This window comes from Massilia sp. Root133 (assembly GCF_001426525.1).
GTDB lineage: Bacteria > Pseudomonadota > Gammaproteobacteria > Burkholderiales > Burkholderiaceae_D > Telluria > Telluria orientalis.
Genome location: NZ_LMEW01000012.1, coordinates 89,265 through 102,755 on the forward strand (window position 1 = coordinate 89,265; position 13,491 = coordinate 102,755).

The window sequence follows — 13,491 nt, forward strand, 5'->3', positions numbered from 1 at the left end:
GACATGAACGTCGAACGACAACGGGGTTTTACCCTGATCGAACTGCTGGTGGTGCTGGGCATCGTGGCGCTGCTGCTCACGCTCGCGGCGCCGCGCTTCTTCCCGAAGGTCGACAGCACCAAGGAGACCATCCTCGCCGAGAACCTGCGCAACACGCGTGCCGTGATCGACCAGTTTTACGAGGACACGGGGCGCTATCCGGATTCGCTGCAGCAGCTCGTCGAGAAAAAATACCTGCCGGCGCTGCCGTTCGATCCGATCGCGGACAGCGACTCGGCCTGGACGGTCGTCCCCCCCGAGGATGGCGACAAGGGCGGCATCCACGACATCCACAGCGGCGCGCCGGGCACGGGCCGCAACGGCAAGCCGTATGCGGAATGGTAGGACGCCGCGGCGCGAGGGCGGTTTTACTTACCTCGGCCTCATCATCCTCGTGACCGTGATCGGCCTCGTCGGCGCGGCCACGCTGAAGGTCGACGCGCTGCTGCGGCGCGCGGCCGCCGAGGAAGAACTGCTGGACATCGGCGCCGCGTTCGGCGAGGCGCTGCGCACGTATGCCGAAGCGACGCCGAAGGGCCAGCCGGCGCAGCCGCCGTCGCTGCAGGAACTGCTGAAGGATCCGCGTTTCCCCGGCGTGCGCCGGCATCTGCGCAAGATCTTCGTCGACCCGCTGACGGGCAAGGCCGAGTGGGGCATCGTGTGGGCCAATCCCGGCGACCGGCGCGGCGTGCTGGCCGTGTACAGCCTGTCGAAGGCGAAGCCGCTGAAAGTGGCGAATTTCGACAAGCGCTTTTCCGGTTTCGAGAACAAGCAGCACGTGTCGGACTGGAAGTTCGCGGCGACCGGACAGGCGTTGATGCAGGGGCAGGTCCTCGCGCAGGGCAAGCCGCAAATGCCCGGCCAGCCGTCGCTGTTCCAGGACCCGCCCGCGGGCACGCCGCCGCAGCAGCCGTCGCTGTTTCCCGAGCGGGACGCGACGCCGCCCGCGCCGGCCGAGCAGGCGCCGGGTGCCGCTGCGCCGCCGGAGAAGGAAGAGAAAGAGGGCGAGCCCGCGGAGGGGCCCCAGCCCGTCCCGGCTACTTAGCGCGGCGCATGAAGTGGCGCGGCCGGAAGCCCAGCGCCAGCAGCACGGCGAAATACACGGCGGCGGAGGCTCCAATGATGAGGAACAGGGCGCCCGCGCGCAGCAGGGGATGGGCGCGCAGCGCGGCCCAGTCGAGCTGCGCCTGGCTGAACCAGGCCACGGCGCCCATCAGCGCGACGGCCACGACGACTTTCAGGAAGAACGCCAGCCAGCCCGCATGCGGCACGTAGATCGCGCGCCGGCGCAGGCCCGTGAACAGGAAGCTCGCGTTGATGCACGCACCGAGGCCGATCGACAGCGCGAGGCCCGCCACGCCCAGTACCGGCACGAACACGAGGTTCATCAGCTGGGTGGCGATGAGCACGCCGACGGCGATCTTGACCGGCGTGCGGATGTCCTGGCGCGCATAGAAGGCCGGGGCGAGGATCTTGACGAGGATGATGCCGAGCAGGCCGGCCGCATAGGCCATCAGCGGCGCCGTGGCGGCCGTGACGGCGCGCGCGTTGAACGCGCCGTAGTTGAACAGCGTGGCGATCAGCGGTTCGGCCAGCGTGGCGAGACCGACGGCGGCGGGCAGCGCGAGCAGGAACGTCAACCGCAGGCCCCAGTCGAGCAGGGCCGAGTATTCGGCGGGATCGCCGTCCGCATTCGCCTTCGACAGGCTGGGCAGCAGCACCGTGCCCAGCGCGACGCCGAGCATGCCGGTCGGGAATTCCATCAAGCGGTCGGCGTACTGCAGCACGGAGACGCTGCCGGCGCCCAGGCGCGACGCGATGTTGGTGTTGATGAGCAGGCTGATCTGCGCGGCCGACACGGCGAACACCGCCGGGCCCATCTTCTTGAGGATGCGGCGCACGCCCGGGTCGGACAGGCCGGCGAACGGATTGATCGACAGGCGCGGCAGCATGCCGATGCGCTTCAGCGCGGGGATCTGGATGCCGACCTGCAGCACGCCGCCGACCATCACGGCCACCGCCATCGAATAGATCGGCACGTCGAAATACTTCACCATGAACAGCGAGAAGAAGATCGACGACAGGTTCCACAGCACGGGCGTGAACGCGGGGATCTTGAATTCGCGCCAGGTATTCAGCACGGCGCCGGCCAGCACGACGAACGACATGCACAAGATGTACGGGAACATCAGCCGGGTCATCACGACGCCGGCGTCGAACGCGGGGCCTTCGAGGCCGCTGGCGATGACGTACAGGACGATGGGCGCGCCGATGATGCCGACGACGCTCGTCGCGAGCGTCGCCCACACGAGCGTATTGGCGACGTGGTCGATGAGGGTGCGGGTGGCGGCATCGCCTTTCTGGCTCTTGTACTCGGCCAGGATCGGCACGAACGCCTGCGAGAACGCGCCTTCGCCGAACAGGCGGCGCAGCAGGTTGGGCAGGCGGAAGGCGATGTTGAAGGCGTCGGTATAATCGCTGGCGCCGAACGCGCGGGCAAACAGGGAGTCGCGCAACAGGCCGGTGATACGGGACAGCATCGTCATGCTCGAGATGGCTGCCAGGGTCTTGAGTAGGTTCATAGCCCGCGATTATAGCTGGGCTATTGCACAAAAACGAACCAGGATTTGCCCTTCGATGAAACCTTCGCTATAATCGAGGGCTGTATTGAATTCTGTTAGCAGACACTCGTTTGGCAGGCACTGGAATGGGCCGGTTTGAATGTTTGCAAACGCAACTTGACCCCGATTAGGAAATTCCATGGCAAATACCGCACAGGCGCGCAAGCGCGCTCGTCAAGCAGTCAAGCAAAACGCACACAACTCGGCTCAGCGCTCGACTCTGCGTACCGCAATCAAGGCCGTCAAAAAGGCCATCCAGGCTGGCGACAAGGCCGCTGCTTCGCAAATCTTCCAGCAGTCCGTGTCGACCATCGACAGCATCGCTGACAAGAAAATCATCCACAAGAACAAGGCCGCTCGCCACAAGAGCCGCCTGGCTGCCGCCATCAAGGCCCTGTCGGCTTAATACACCCGACAGCAACGCCCGCGCGGCCCTGGTCGCGCGCTGAGCGTGATGAAGACCCGCCCGACTTGCGTCCGGCGGGTTTTTTGTTTTCCAAAGCCCGTTGCCTATGACCTGTTGCCAAAAACCGGGGTCTGACCCCGGTTTTGGGAAATAGACATAAAAAAAGGCAGCCCGCAGGCTGCCTGGATGTGCGGCGAGGCGCTTACTTCGCTGCCGGCTCGGCCGGAGCGGCTGCGTCCGCTGCTGCGGCCTTCTTGGCCTTCTTGTGGTGTTTCTTCATTTTCTTTGCGGGAGCGGCGGGCTGCTCGGCCGTGGTCGATGCAGCCGGAGCGGCAGCTGCCGGTGCCGCGGCCTGGGTGGCGGCGAAAGCGGAAACGGCGAACAGGGAAGCAACCAGGCCAGCGATCAGTTTGGACATTTCGAGTTCCTTTAAAGAAGAAGGTGATCCACAACGGTGAATCTGTCCCCTTAACGGTGCCTCGGAATTGCCGGTTGACAGTTTTCTGCCCGTTCTACATTAACGTTTGGAAAGGTTGATCTGCCTCAAGCGTGTCAGCTTTTGCCGCCCACGGCAGCGGCCGGCACTTCCATCCACTCGCCGGGCATCAGCGGATGCGTCGCCAGCGAAAACGGCCCGATGCTCGAGCGCACGAGGCGCAATGTGGGCAGGCCGACGGCGGCCGTCATCCGGCGCACCTGGCGATTTTTCCCCTCTTCGAGCGTGATCGCGATCCAGCTGGTCGGCTTGTCCTGGCGCACGCGGATGGGCGGGTTGCGCGGCCACAGCCATTCCGGCGCCGCGATCAGCGTGGCGCGGCACGGTTTCGTGACGAAGTCGCCCAGGTCGATCGGGGCCTGCAGGCGGTCGAGGGTGGCGCGGTCGGCGACTCCCTCCAGTTGCACCAGATAAGTCTTCGCTTCCTTGTGGTCCGGATGGGCGATCTGGTGCTGCAGGCGGCCGTCGTCCGTCAGCAGCATCAGGCCTTCGCTGTCGGCGTCGAGCCGGCCGGCGGGGTAGATGTTCGGGATGTCGAGGTAGTCGGCAAGGGTTGCGCGCTCGTCCTCGCGCGAGAACTGGCACAGCACCTGGAAGGGTTTATTGAACAGGATGAGGGACATGAAGGATGGATTTTGGAGCAAAATAGCGAGCCTCTGGCCCGTCGCGATCAATACTGGTGCATAATGTTGTGTCAGTGTTGCGTCTTAGACAAGACGACGGCCAGCCCACTATTCTAATGGAGATCGCAGTCCTGGCGGTCCGCCGCCGCCGCGTGCCCACTTCGGAGAACATGATGTATCAACATATCAAAGTACCTACCGATGGTCAAAAGATTACCGTCAACGCGGACTTCTCGCTGAGCGTCCCCGATCAGCCGGTCATCCCCTATATCGAAGGCGATGGCACCGGCGTCGACATCACCCCGGTGATGCTGAAGGTCGTCGACGCGGCCGTCGCAAAGGCATACGGCGGCCAGCGCAAGATCGCGTGGATGGAAGTGTTTGCCGGCGAGAAGTCGACGCAGGTGTATGGCCCGGACGTCTGGCTGCCGACCGAAACGCTGGACTGCGTGCGCGAGTATGTCGTGTCGATCAAGGGCCCGCTGACGACGCCGGTCGGCGGCGGCATCCGCTCGCTGAACGTGGCGCTGCGCCAGGAACTCGACCTGTACGTCTGCCTGCGTCCCGTGCGCTACTTCAATGGCGTGCCGTCCCCGCTGCGCGAGCCGCACAAGACGGACATGGTGATCTTCCGCGAGAACTCGGAAGACATCTATGCGGGCATCGAATGGGCCGCCGAGTCGGCCGAGGCGAAGAAGGTCATCGAATTCCTGACCCGCGAGATGGGCGTGCGCAAGATCCGCTTCCCGGAAACCTCCGCGATCGGCATCAAGCCGGTGTCGCGCGAAGGTACGGAACGCCTCGTGCGCAAGGCGCTCCAGTACGCGATCGACAACGACAAGCCGTCCGTTACCATTGTCCACAAGGGCAATATCATGAAGTACACGGAAGGCGGCTTCCGCGACTGGGGCTATGCGCTGGCGCAACGCGAATTCGGGGCCGAGCTGGTCGACGGCGGCCCGTGGTGCAAGTTCAAGAACCCGCGCACGGGCAAGGACATCGTCGTCAAGGATTCGATCGCGGACGCCTTCCTGCAGCAGATCCTGCTGCGTCCGGCCGAGTACAGCGTCATCGCCACCCTGAACCTGAACGGCGACTACGTCTCGGACGCGCTGGCGGCCCAGGTCGGCGGCATCGGCATCGCGCCGGGCGCGAACATGTCCGATTCCGTCGCGATGTTCGAAGCAACGCACGGCACGGCGCCCAAGTACGCGGGCAAGGATTACGTGAACCCGGGTTCGCTGATCCTGTCGGCCGAGATGATGCTGCGCCACATGGGCTGGACGGAAGCGGCCGACCTCATCATCAGCTCGATGGAAAAGGCGATCGCGTCCAAGCGCGTCACCTACGACTTCGCGCGCCTGATGGAAGGGGCGACGCAGGTGTCGTGCTCGGGCTTCGGCGACGTAATGATCGAGAATATGTAAGCGCAGTCTTATTGACGCAGATCAAGCCCCGTATGCGTACGGGGCTTTTTTTTGCAGGAGAGGGATGATGCGTGGCGGCGGGCCAAAAAAAACCCCGCCGAAGCGGGGTTCTTTGCTTCCGGAGGGTGCTTACGCGCCGACGATGTTAGAAGCTTGCTTGCCTTTCGGGCCTTGCGTGACTTCGAATTGGACTTTTTGACCTTCTTTGAGGGTCTTAAAACCGTTCATATTGATCGCGGAGAAGTGCGCGAACAAATCTTCGCCGCCGTCATCAGGGGTGATGAAGCCAAAACCTTTGGAATCATTGAACCACTTAACAGTACCTGTTGCCATAAAATAACCTTCGATTAAAAACAAATCACACGAGCCATAAAAGCAAGAAGCTTCTTGCCCCCTCCTCAGCCTGCTCACTTCTTATCAACAAGTACATAAGTACATGTCAATAACTGCATTGTTGGCGCAAGAATCTCGTAAGTCAAGCGGTTTTGAACACGCGTTGTAAAAAATGACATAGTGGCTGAAAATCAAGCTCTTGATTTTCGCAATGGAACCGCCATCTGCGCTCCAACTGGAAAACGCGTAAGATGGAAAGCAAATGGGATTACCTTGAGCGTTAGTTTCCGCACACACGAAGATCGAAAGCAATTTAGAATACCCCTATGGCAACCAAGCACGATACCGAACAGCTGCTGGAGCGGCAGACAGTCAAGCCACCTCCCTTGTATCAGGTGGCGTTGCTCAATGACGACTACACGCCGATGGAGTTCGTGGTCGCCATCATCCAGGAGTACTTCAACAAGGATCGCGAGACGGCGACGCAGATCATGCTTTCTGTACACCGCCATGGTAAAGGGGTGTGCGGCGTGTTTTCCAAAGATATAGCGTGTACCAAAGTGGAGTTTGTATTAACGCATGCGCGCAAGGCAGGCCATCCCCTGCAGTGCGTGATGGAGGAAGTATGATTGCGCAGGAATTGGAAGTATCTCTACACATGGCCTTTGTCGAAGCGCGGCAGGCTCGGCACGAGTTCATCACGGTCGAACACCTGCTGCTGGCGTTGCTCGACAACCCGTCGGCCGCTGAAGTCCTGCGTGCGTGCGCGGTCAATATCGAAGACCTGCGTAAGACCTTGACGAATTTCATCGGCGATAACACTCCGACCGTGCCGGGTACCGGCGAAGTCGACACCCAACCGACGCTGGGCTTCCAGCGCGTGATCCAGCGCGCGATCATGCACGTCCAGTCGGCGTCGAACGGCAAGAAGGAAGTCACCGGCGCGAACGTGCTCGTGGCGATCTTCGGCGAGAAGGACTCGCATGCCGTTTACTACCTGCACCAGCAGGGCGTGACCCGTCTCGACGTGGTCAATTTCATCTCGCACGGCGTGCGCAAGGACCAGCAGATCGACAGCCAGAAGGCGTCGGAGGGCGTGGAAGAAGCGCAGGTCGAAGGCCAGGCCAAGGAAAGCCCGCTGGATCAGTTCACCACGAACCTGAACAAGGCTGCCGCCGACGGCCGCATCGATCCGCTGATCGGGCGCGAAGAAGAAGTGGATCGCGTGATCCAGATCCTGTGCCGCCGCCGCAAGAACAATCCGCTGCTCGTGGGCGAGGCCGGCGTCGGCAAGACCGCGATCGCCGAAGGCCTGGCATGGCGCATCGTCCAGGAAGACGTGCCCGAGATCCTGCAAAATGCCGTCGTGTATTCGCTGGACATGGGCGCGCTGCTGGCCGGCACCAAGTACCGCGGCGACTTCGAGCAACGCCTGAAGGCGGTGTTGAAGCAGCTCAAGGACACGCCGAACGGCATCCTGTTCATCGACGAGATCCACACGATCATCGGCGCCGGCTCGGCATCGGGCGGCACGCTCGACGCGTCGAACCTGCTCAAGCCGGCCCTCGCGAACGGCCAGCTGAAGTGCATCGGCGCGACCACGTTCACGGAATTCCGCGGCGTGTTCGAGAAGGATCACGCATTGAGCCGCCGCTTCCAGAAAGTGGACGTGAACGAGCCGTCGGTCGAGCAGACCGTGCAGATCCTGCGCGGCCTCAAGTCGCGCTTCGAAGAGCACCATGGCGTGAAGTATTCGGCGTCGGCGCTGTCGACCGCGGCCGAGCTCGCTGCTCGCTTCATCAATGACCGTCATCTGCCGGACAAGGCGATCGACGTGATCGACGAAGCGGGTGCGGCCCAGCGCGTGCTGCCGAAGTCGAAGCAGAAGAAGACCATCGGCAAGACCGAGATCGAGGACATCATCGCGAAGATCGCGCGGATTCCTCCGCAGACCGTCAACCAGGACGACCGCAGCAAGCTGCAGACGATCGACCGCGACCTGCGCAATGTCGTGTTCGGGCAAGACCCGGCCATCGAAGCGTTGTCGGCCGCGATCAAGATGGCCCGCGCCGGCCTCGGCAAGCAGGACAAGCCGATCGGTTCGTTCCTGTTCTCCGGTCCGACCGGCGTCGGCAAGACGGAAGTCGCGAAGCAGCTGGCGTTCATCCTCGGCATCGAGCTGGTGCGTTTCGACATGTCCGAGTACATGGAGCGCCACGCCGTGTCGCGCCTGATCGGTGCGCCGCCGGGCTACGTCGGCTTCGACCAGGGCGGCCTGCTGACCGAGGCCATCACCAAGAAGCCGCATGCGGTGCTGCTGCTGGACGAGATCGAGAAGGCCCATCCGGACATCTTCAACATCCTGCTGCAGGTGATGGACCATGGCACCTTGACCGACAACAACGGCCGCAAGGCGGACTTCCGCAACGTGATCATCATCATGACCACGAATGCAGGTGCGGAAAGCCTGACCAAGCGTTCGGTGGGCTTCGTGGATTCGAAGGCGCAGGGCGACGAGATGGCCGACATCAAGCGCATGTTCACGCCTGAGTTCCGCAACCGCCTGGATGCGATCATCAGCTTCCGCGCGCTGGACGAGGACATCATTCTGCGCGTCGTGGACAAGTTCCTGATGCAGCTGGAAGAGCAGCTGCACGAGAAGAAGGTGGAAGCCGTCTTCACCGAGAAACTGCGCAAGTTCCTCGCGAAGAAAGGTTTCGACCCGCTGATGGGTGCGCGTCCGATGTCGCGCCTGATCCAGGACATGATCCGCAAGGCGCTGGCCGACGAACTGCTGTTCGGCCGTCTCGTGAACGGTGGCCGTGTCACGGTCGACCTGAACGAGAAGGACGACGTGTTCCTCGAGTTCCCGGAAGGCGACGTCCCGCCGCCGCCGGAGCCCGTCGAGACCGTCGAGATCGAATAACCGATCGCTCTGATGAAAAGCCCGCCTCGTGCGGGCTTTTTTTTCGTCATGCCCATGTCACAAAAGAATGCATGGGTGTCACACATAGTCATTTTGTTGTCATACGGCATTTGTATCATCGGTCGCATCCCTCCCTTCCGGACATAGCCCATGCGACTCGCACAGCTCTCCACCGGCACCAAGATCATCGGCGCCTTTGCCGTGGTGTCCCTTGCCATCGTCATCATTTCCCTCGTCGCGCTGTGGCGCATGCATGCCGCCGACGCGATCACAAACGATCTCGTCAATAACAAGCTTGCCCGCCAACAGCTGACGGCCGAGCTGCTGGGCGTCACGCGCCTGAACGGCGTGCGCGCCGTGGCCATTGCCCGCAGCGACAGCCTCGAGGCGGGCGACTACTTCCAGTCCATGCTCCAGCAGGGCGAAAAGAACGCGGCCGCGCTCGAGGCGAAGCTGGGCGCGCTGCCGGCCGTGCCGGACGAGCGCGCCCTGATCGCCGCCGTCGCACAACGCAAGGCGGCCTACGTGTACGTCCGCAAGCAGGTGTTCCAGGCGAAGGACTTCGGCAAGACGCAGGAGGTCGAGCAACTGGCGTCCGGCGAGCTGGCCACGACCTTCGACGCTTACACGCAAGCCCTCGACGCGCTGCTCGCATGGCAGACCCGCGAGGCGCACGCGCTGGCGGCCACGTCCGCACAGGCGTTCGCCCTCAGCCGCGTCCTGCTGCCCGCGTTCGGCCTGGCCGCGCTGCTGGTCGGCTGCGCCGCCGGCTGGCTGCTCACGCGCAGCATCGTGACGCCGCTGCAGGATGCCGTCGTGCTGGCAGAGCGCGTCGCGACGGGCGACCTGTCCGCCACCATCGAGCATGCGCGCGGCGACGAGATCGGGCGCCTGTTCGATGCACTGAACCACATGACGGACGGCGTCTCGGCCACGGTCGTGAAAGTGCTGGACAGCGCCCGCATGATCGACGGCGCGTCGGCCGAGATCGCGGCCGGTAATAGCGACCTGTCGCACCGCACGGAAGCGCAGGCGCGCAGCCTGCATGCGACCGTGCAGGCGATGGCCGACCTGACCGAGGCCGTCGAACAGAACCACGTCAACGCCCACGACGCGAACGGGCTCGCGCTGGCCGCATCGGGTGTCGCCAAGGACGGCGCCGGCGCCGTCGGGCAGATGGTCGAGCGCATGGAAACGATCCGCCAGTCGGCTGCCCGCATCGGCGACATCACGGCGATGATCGACGGGATCGCGTTCCAGACGAACATCCTCGCGCTGAACGCGGCCGTCGAAGCGGCGCGCGCGGGCGAGCAGGGCCGCGGTTTTGCGGTCGTCGCGGGCGAAGTCCGTAACCTGGCCCAGCATTCCGCATCGGCGGCGAAAGAAATCAAGAACCTGATCGCCGAGTCGACGCTCGCCATCGCGTCCGGCGCCGGCATCGCCAGCGCGGCGGGCGACACGATGCGCGAGATCCTCGACCGCGTGCAGCAGGTGGCCGATCTGCTGCACGCGATCGACGGCGCCAGCTCCGAGCAGGCGGCCGGCATCGCCCGCGTGCGCGGCGTCATCGCCGAGATGGACGAGGCGACGCAGCAGAATGCGGCAATGGTGGAGCAGGCGGCGGCTGCCGCGGCCACGATGCGGGCGCAGGCGGAGGAGTTGACGGATGTGGTGTCGACGTTCCGGGTGCGCGGCAACGAGGTCGCACGTCACGTGTTCGTTGACGAGAGCGAGGACGAGCGGGGACTGGCGTTGCCAGTACCCGCGTACGCTTAAGTAACCCGCGACACTGATCGACGTCGTCCCTGCGAAGGCAGGGACCCAAGTCCTGCGTGCGCTGTCGAGTAGCGTGCAAATTGGGCCCCCGCCTGCGCGGGGGGCGACGGTTTTTCAAAGTGCGCTGTCGAGTAGTGTGCAAATTGGGCCCCCGCCTGCGGGGGGGGCGACGGTTTTTCAGATAGCGGCCAGCGCCCGCGCCAGATCAGCCCGCTGATCCTCCACATGCTCGATCCCGACCGACAACCGGATCAACCCATCCCCAATCCCCAGCCTCGCCCGCTGATCCGCCGGAATGGTCGCATGCGTCATGATGGCCGGATGCTCGATCAGGCTCTCGACGCCGCCCAGGCTCTCGGCCAGCGTGAAGATCTCGCACTGCTCCAGGAAGCGGCGCGCGCCGGCGATGTCGGTGTCGAGGTCGATGGAGATGATGCCGCCGTAGCCGTGCATCTGGCGCCGCGCCAGTTCATGCTGCGGGTGCGACGCCAGGCCCGGGTAGTAGACGTGGCGCACCCTGGCCTGGCCCTGCAGCCAATGCGCCAGGTCGAGCGCGTTGCTGTTGCTGCGTTCCACGCGCAAGGCCAGCGTCTTGATTCCGCGAAGTACGAGAAAACTGTCGAACGGGCCCTGGATCGCACCGACGGCATTCTGGATGAAGCCGAGGCGTTCGCGCCATGCCTGCTGGTGCGCATGGCCGCCTACGACGGCAATGCCGCCGATCACGTCCGAGTGGCCGTTCATGTACTTCGTCGTCGAGTGCACGACGATGTCGATGCCCAGTTCCAGCGGGCGCTGGTTGATGGGGCTCGCGAACGTGTTGTCGCACACCGTCATCACGCCGCGCTCGCGGCACAGCTGCGCGATCGCGTGCAGGTCGGCCAGCTTGAGCATCGGGTTCGTCGGCGTCTCGACCCATACCATCTTCGTTTCCGGGCGCAGCGCGTTCGCGAGTGCGAGCGGGTCCGTCAGGTCGACGTACGTGAACTCGTGGCCGCTGCTAACGCGGCGCACGCGCTCGAACAGCCGGTAGGTGCCGCCATACATGTCGTCGCCGGCCACGATGTGCGAGCCGGCCGGCAGCAGTTCGAGTACCGCCGCGATGGCCGCGAGGCCGGACGCGAACGCGTAGGCGGCGCCGCCGCTTTCGATGTCGGCCACGCAGCGCTCCAGCGCCCAGCGGGTCGGGTTGTGCGAGCGGCCGTAGTCCAGGCCCTTGTGCACGCCCGGGCTTTCCTGGGCAAAGGTCGACGTCGCGTAAATGGGCGGCATCACGGCGCCCGTCGTGGGGTCGGGCGCCTGGCCGCCGTGGATGACGCGCGTGGCGATGTGGCGTTGGTGGTTGTCGTCTTGGTGGCTCACGTGAGTGTCCTGCGCAGATGGTTGAGAAGGTCGAAGCGGGTGATCAGCCCATAGAACCGGTCGCCGTCGACGATGACGGCGGTGAGGCCCCGGTCGAGGATGTCGCGCAGCTGTTGCATGCCGGCGGACGGCGCCAGGGTCTGCAGGTCGGACGTCATCGTGCCGGAGACCGGTGCCTTGAAGTGTTCCCGGTCGCTCGTCACGTGCAGCAGCAGGTCGGACTCGTCGATCAGGCCGACGAGCTTGCCGTTGTCGACGACGGGCATCTGCGCGAGGTCGGCGCTGCGCATGCGGTTGAAGGCGGTGAGCAGGGTGTCGGTCGGGGACACGGTGATGACTTCCCCGTCGTCGAAGCGGCGGCCGATCAGGTCGCGCAGGTCGCCCGTGCGGGGACGGTGCAGCAGGCCCTGGTCGACCATCCAGCCGTCGCTGTACACCTTGGTCAGATAGCGCGTGCCCGTGTCGCAGACGAAGGTCACGACGCGCTTGGGCGTCGTTTGCGCGCGGCAGTAACGCAGCGCGGCCGCGAGCAGGGTGCCCGTCGACGAACCGGCCAGGATGCCTTCCTGGCGCAGCAGTTCGCGCGCCGTGTTGAAGCTCTCCTCGTCGCTGATCGAGTAGGCCGTCTTCACGCGCGACATGTCGGCGATGGACGGGATGAAGTCCTCGCCGATGCCCTCGACGGCCCAGGAGCCGGAGACGTCGCTGACCTTGCCGGTCTTGACGTAGTCGGCCAGGATCGAGCCCTGCGGATCGGCCAGCACGAATTCCAGGTCCGGCTGCACGCGCGCGAAAAAGCGCGACAGGCCCGTCAACGTGCCGGACGAGCCGACGCCCACGACGATGGCGTCCAGCTCGTGGCGCATCTGGTCCCAGATCTCCGGCGCGGTGGTGGTTTCGTGCGCGGTCGGGTTGGCGGGATTGTTGAACTGGTCGGCGAACCAGGCGCCGGGGATCTCGCGCGCGAGCCGCGCCGCGTAGTCCTGGTAGTACTCGGGGTGACCTTTGCCGACGTCGGAGCGGGTCAGGTGGATCTCGGCGCCGAGGGCTTTCAGGTGCAGGATCTTTTCGGACGCCATCTTGTCGGGCACGACGAGCACGACGCGGTAGCCCTTGATCCGGGCGACGAGCGCGAGGCCGAGGCCCGTGTTGCCCGCCGTGGCCTCGACGACGGTGCCGCCGGGTTGCAGGCGGCCGTCGCGTTCCGCCGCCTCGATCATGGCGCGGCCGACGCGGTCCTTGATGGAGCCGCCGGGGTTCTGGGATTCCAGCTTGAGGAACAGGCGGCAGGGGCCCGTGTCCATGCGGGTGACCTCCACCATGGGGGTGTTGCCGATCAGCGAAAACAGTGCAGCTTGCGACAAGTCTTGCATATTGCCTCCGTGCGGACGGGCGGTGCGCCACCTCATGGGCGGCGCAGCCGGGAAGCTGGCACCGGTCGGGCGCCAGGCCGTAGTAAAAAAATGATAATACGGTTTTTCC

13 protein-coding genes are annotated in these 13,491 nt (G+C 64.4%); 7 read left to right on the forward strand and 6 right to left on the reverse strand.

Annotation, left to right across the window (positions count from 1 at the left end):
* Positions 1-3 precede the first annotated feature (3 nt).
* On the forward strand, positions 4-384 hold the full coding sequence (locus ASD28_RS11110) for a type II secretion system protein (protein ID WP_056127099.1): 381 nt from the start codon (positions 4-6) through the stop codon (positions 382-384).
* Positions 371-1,084: a type II secretion system protein gene (locus ASD28_RS11115; protein WP_056127100.1), complete on the forward strand. Its 714-nt coding sequence runs from the start codon at positions 371-373 to the stop codon at positions 1,082-1,084. Before ASD28_RS11110 ends, ASD28_RS11115 begins: the two co-directional genes overlap by 14 nt.
* On the opposite strand, the gene murJ is transcribed toward ASD28_RS11115, so the two are convergent.
* Complete coding sequence (gene murJ, locus ASD28_RS11120; RefSeq protein ID WP_056127102.1) at positions 1,077-2,621, reverse strand: murein biosynthesis integral membrane protein MurJ; 1,545 nt, start codon at positions 2,619-2,621, stop codon at positions 1,077-1,079. The two genes, ASD28_RS11115 and murJ, sit on opposite strands and share 8 nt — an antisense overlap.
* A gap of 178 nt (positions 2,622-2,799) precedes the next feature.
* Here murJ and rpsT point away from each other — a divergent pair, with 178 nt between their 5' ends.
* Entirely contained in the window at positions 2,800-3,066 is a 267-nt protein-coding gene (gene rpsT, locus ASD28_RS11125) for a 30S ribosomal protein S20 (protein ID WP_036237481.1), read from the forward strand.
* A gap of 202 nt (positions 3,067-3,268) precedes the next feature.
* Here the strand turns inward: rpsT and ASD28_RS11130 are convergent, their stop codons facing one another.
* Positions 3,269-3,484, reverse strand: coding sequence for a hypothetical protein (locus tag ASD28_RS11130; protein WP_056127104.1), 216 nt, complete (start codon positions 3,482-3,484; stop codon positions 3,269-3,271).
* Positions 3,485-3,618: 134 nt separating this feature from the next.
* A complete protein-coding gene (locus tag ASD28_RS11135; RefSeq protein WP_056128339.1) occupies positions 3,619-4,185 on the reverse strand; it encodes a pseudouridine synthase in 567 nt (188 codons plus the stop codon).
* Between the two features lie 173 nt (positions 4,186-4,358).
* On the opposite strand from ASD28_RS11135, the gene icd reads away from it, so the two are divergent.
* Entirely contained in the window at positions 4,359-5,612 is a 1,254-nt protein-coding gene (gene icd / locus ASD28_RS11140) for an NADP-dependent isocitrate dehydrogenase (protein ID WP_056128342.1), read from the forward strand.
* Between the two features lie 129 nt (positions 5,613-5,741).
* Here the strand turns inward: icd and ASD28_RS11145 are convergent, their stop codons facing one another.
* Entirely contained in the window at positions 5,742-5,945 is a 204-nt protein-coding gene (locus tag ASD28_RS11145) for a cold-shock protein (protein WP_036165387.1), read from the reverse strand.
* Between the two features lie 326 nt (positions 5,946-6,271).
* Here ASD28_RS11145 and clpS point away from each other — a divergent pair, with 326 nt between their 5' ends.
* The 3 genes from clpS (at position 6,272) to ASD28_RS11160 (ending at position 10,647) form a co-directional block, all read left to right on the forward strand.
* Positions 6,272-6,574 (forward strand): ATP-dependent Clp protease adapter ClpS, encoded by a 303-nt coding sequence (gene clpS, locus ASD28_RS11150; protein WP_027864722.1) that lies wholly within the window; start codon positions 6,272-6,274, stop codon positions 6,572-6,574.
* The gene (gene clpA / locus ASD28_RS11155; protein WP_056127106.1) at positions 6,571-8,871 is read left to right on the forward strand and encodes an ATP-dependent Clp protease ATP-binding subunit ClpA; all 2,301 of its coding nucleotides are present in this window, start codon (positions 6,571-6,573) and stop codon (positions 8,869-8,871) included. The genes clpS and clpA overlap by 4 nt, the downstream gene beginning before the upstream one ends.
* Before the next feature lie 150 nt (positions 8,872-9,021).
* A complete protein-coding gene (locus tag ASD28_RS11160; RefSeq protein WP_082577443.1) occupies positions 9,022-10,647 on the forward strand; it encodes a methyl-accepting chemotaxis protein in 1,626 nt (541 codons plus the stop codon).
* A 177-nt stretch (positions 10,648-10,824) separates the two neighbouring features.
* On the opposite strand, the gene ASD28_RS11165 is transcribed toward ASD28_RS11160, so the two are convergent.
* Complete coding sequence (locus ASD28_RS11165) at positions 10,825-12,009, reverse strand: PLP-dependent aspartate aminotransferase family protein (RefSeq protein ID WP_056127108.1); 1,185 nt, start codon at positions 12,007-12,009, stop codon at positions 10,825-10,827.
* Entirely contained in the window at positions 12,006-13,382 is a 1,377-nt protein-coding gene (locus ASD28_RS11170) for a cystathionine beta-synthase (protein WP_056127110.1), read from the reverse strand. Before ASD28_RS11170 ends, ASD28_RS11165 begins: the two co-directional genes overlap by 4 nt.
* Positions 13,383-13,491: the final 109 nt, after the last annotated feature.

Coding starts and splice junctions, on each gene's coding strand:
- ASD28_RS11110 (WP_056127099.1), top strand. CDS start 4: ATGAACGTCGAACGACAACGGGGTTTTACCCTGATCGAACTGCTGGTG.
- ASD28_RS11170 (WP_056127110.1), bottom strand. CDS start 13,382: ATGCAAGACTTGTCGCAAGCTGCACTGTTTTCGCTGATCGGCAACACC.
- ASD28_RS11160 (WP_082577443.1), top strand. CDS start 9,022: ATGCGACTCGCACAGCTCTCCACCGGCACCAAGATCATCGGCGCCTTT.
- ASD28_RS11130 (WP_056127104.1), bottom strand. CDS start 3,484: ATGTCCAAACTGATCGCTGGCCTGGTTGCTTCCCTGTTCGCCGTTTCC.
- clpS (WP_027864722.1), top strand. CDS start 6,272: ATGGCAACCAAGCACGATACCGAACAGCTGCTGGAGCGGCAGACAGTC.
- rpsT (WP_036237481.1), top strand. CDS start 2,800: ATGGCAAATACCGCACAGGCGCGCAAGCGCGCTCGTCAAGCAGTCAAG.
- ASD28_RS11145 (WP_036165387.1), bottom strand. CDS start 5,945: ATGGCAACAGGTACTGTTAAGTGGTTCAATGATTCCAAAGGTTTTGGC.
- icd (WP_056128342.1), top strand. CDS start 4,359: ATGTATCAACATATCAAAGTACCTACCGATGGTCAAAAGATTACCGTC.
- ASD28_RS11115 (WP_056127100.1), top strand. CDS start 371: ATGCGGAATGGTAGGACGCCGCGGCGCGAGGGCGGTTTTACTTACCTC.
- clpA (WP_056127106.1), top strand. CDS start 6,571: ATGATTGCGCAGGAATTGGAAGTATCTCTACACATGGCCTTTGTCGAA.
- ASD28_RS11135 (WP_056128339.1), bottom strand. CDS start 4,185: ATGTCCCTCATCCTGTTCAATAAACCCTTCCAGGTGCTGTGCCAGTTC.
- murJ (WP_056127102.1), bottom strand. CDS start 2,621: ATGAACCTACTCAAGACCCTGGCAGCCATCTCGAGCATGACGATGCTG.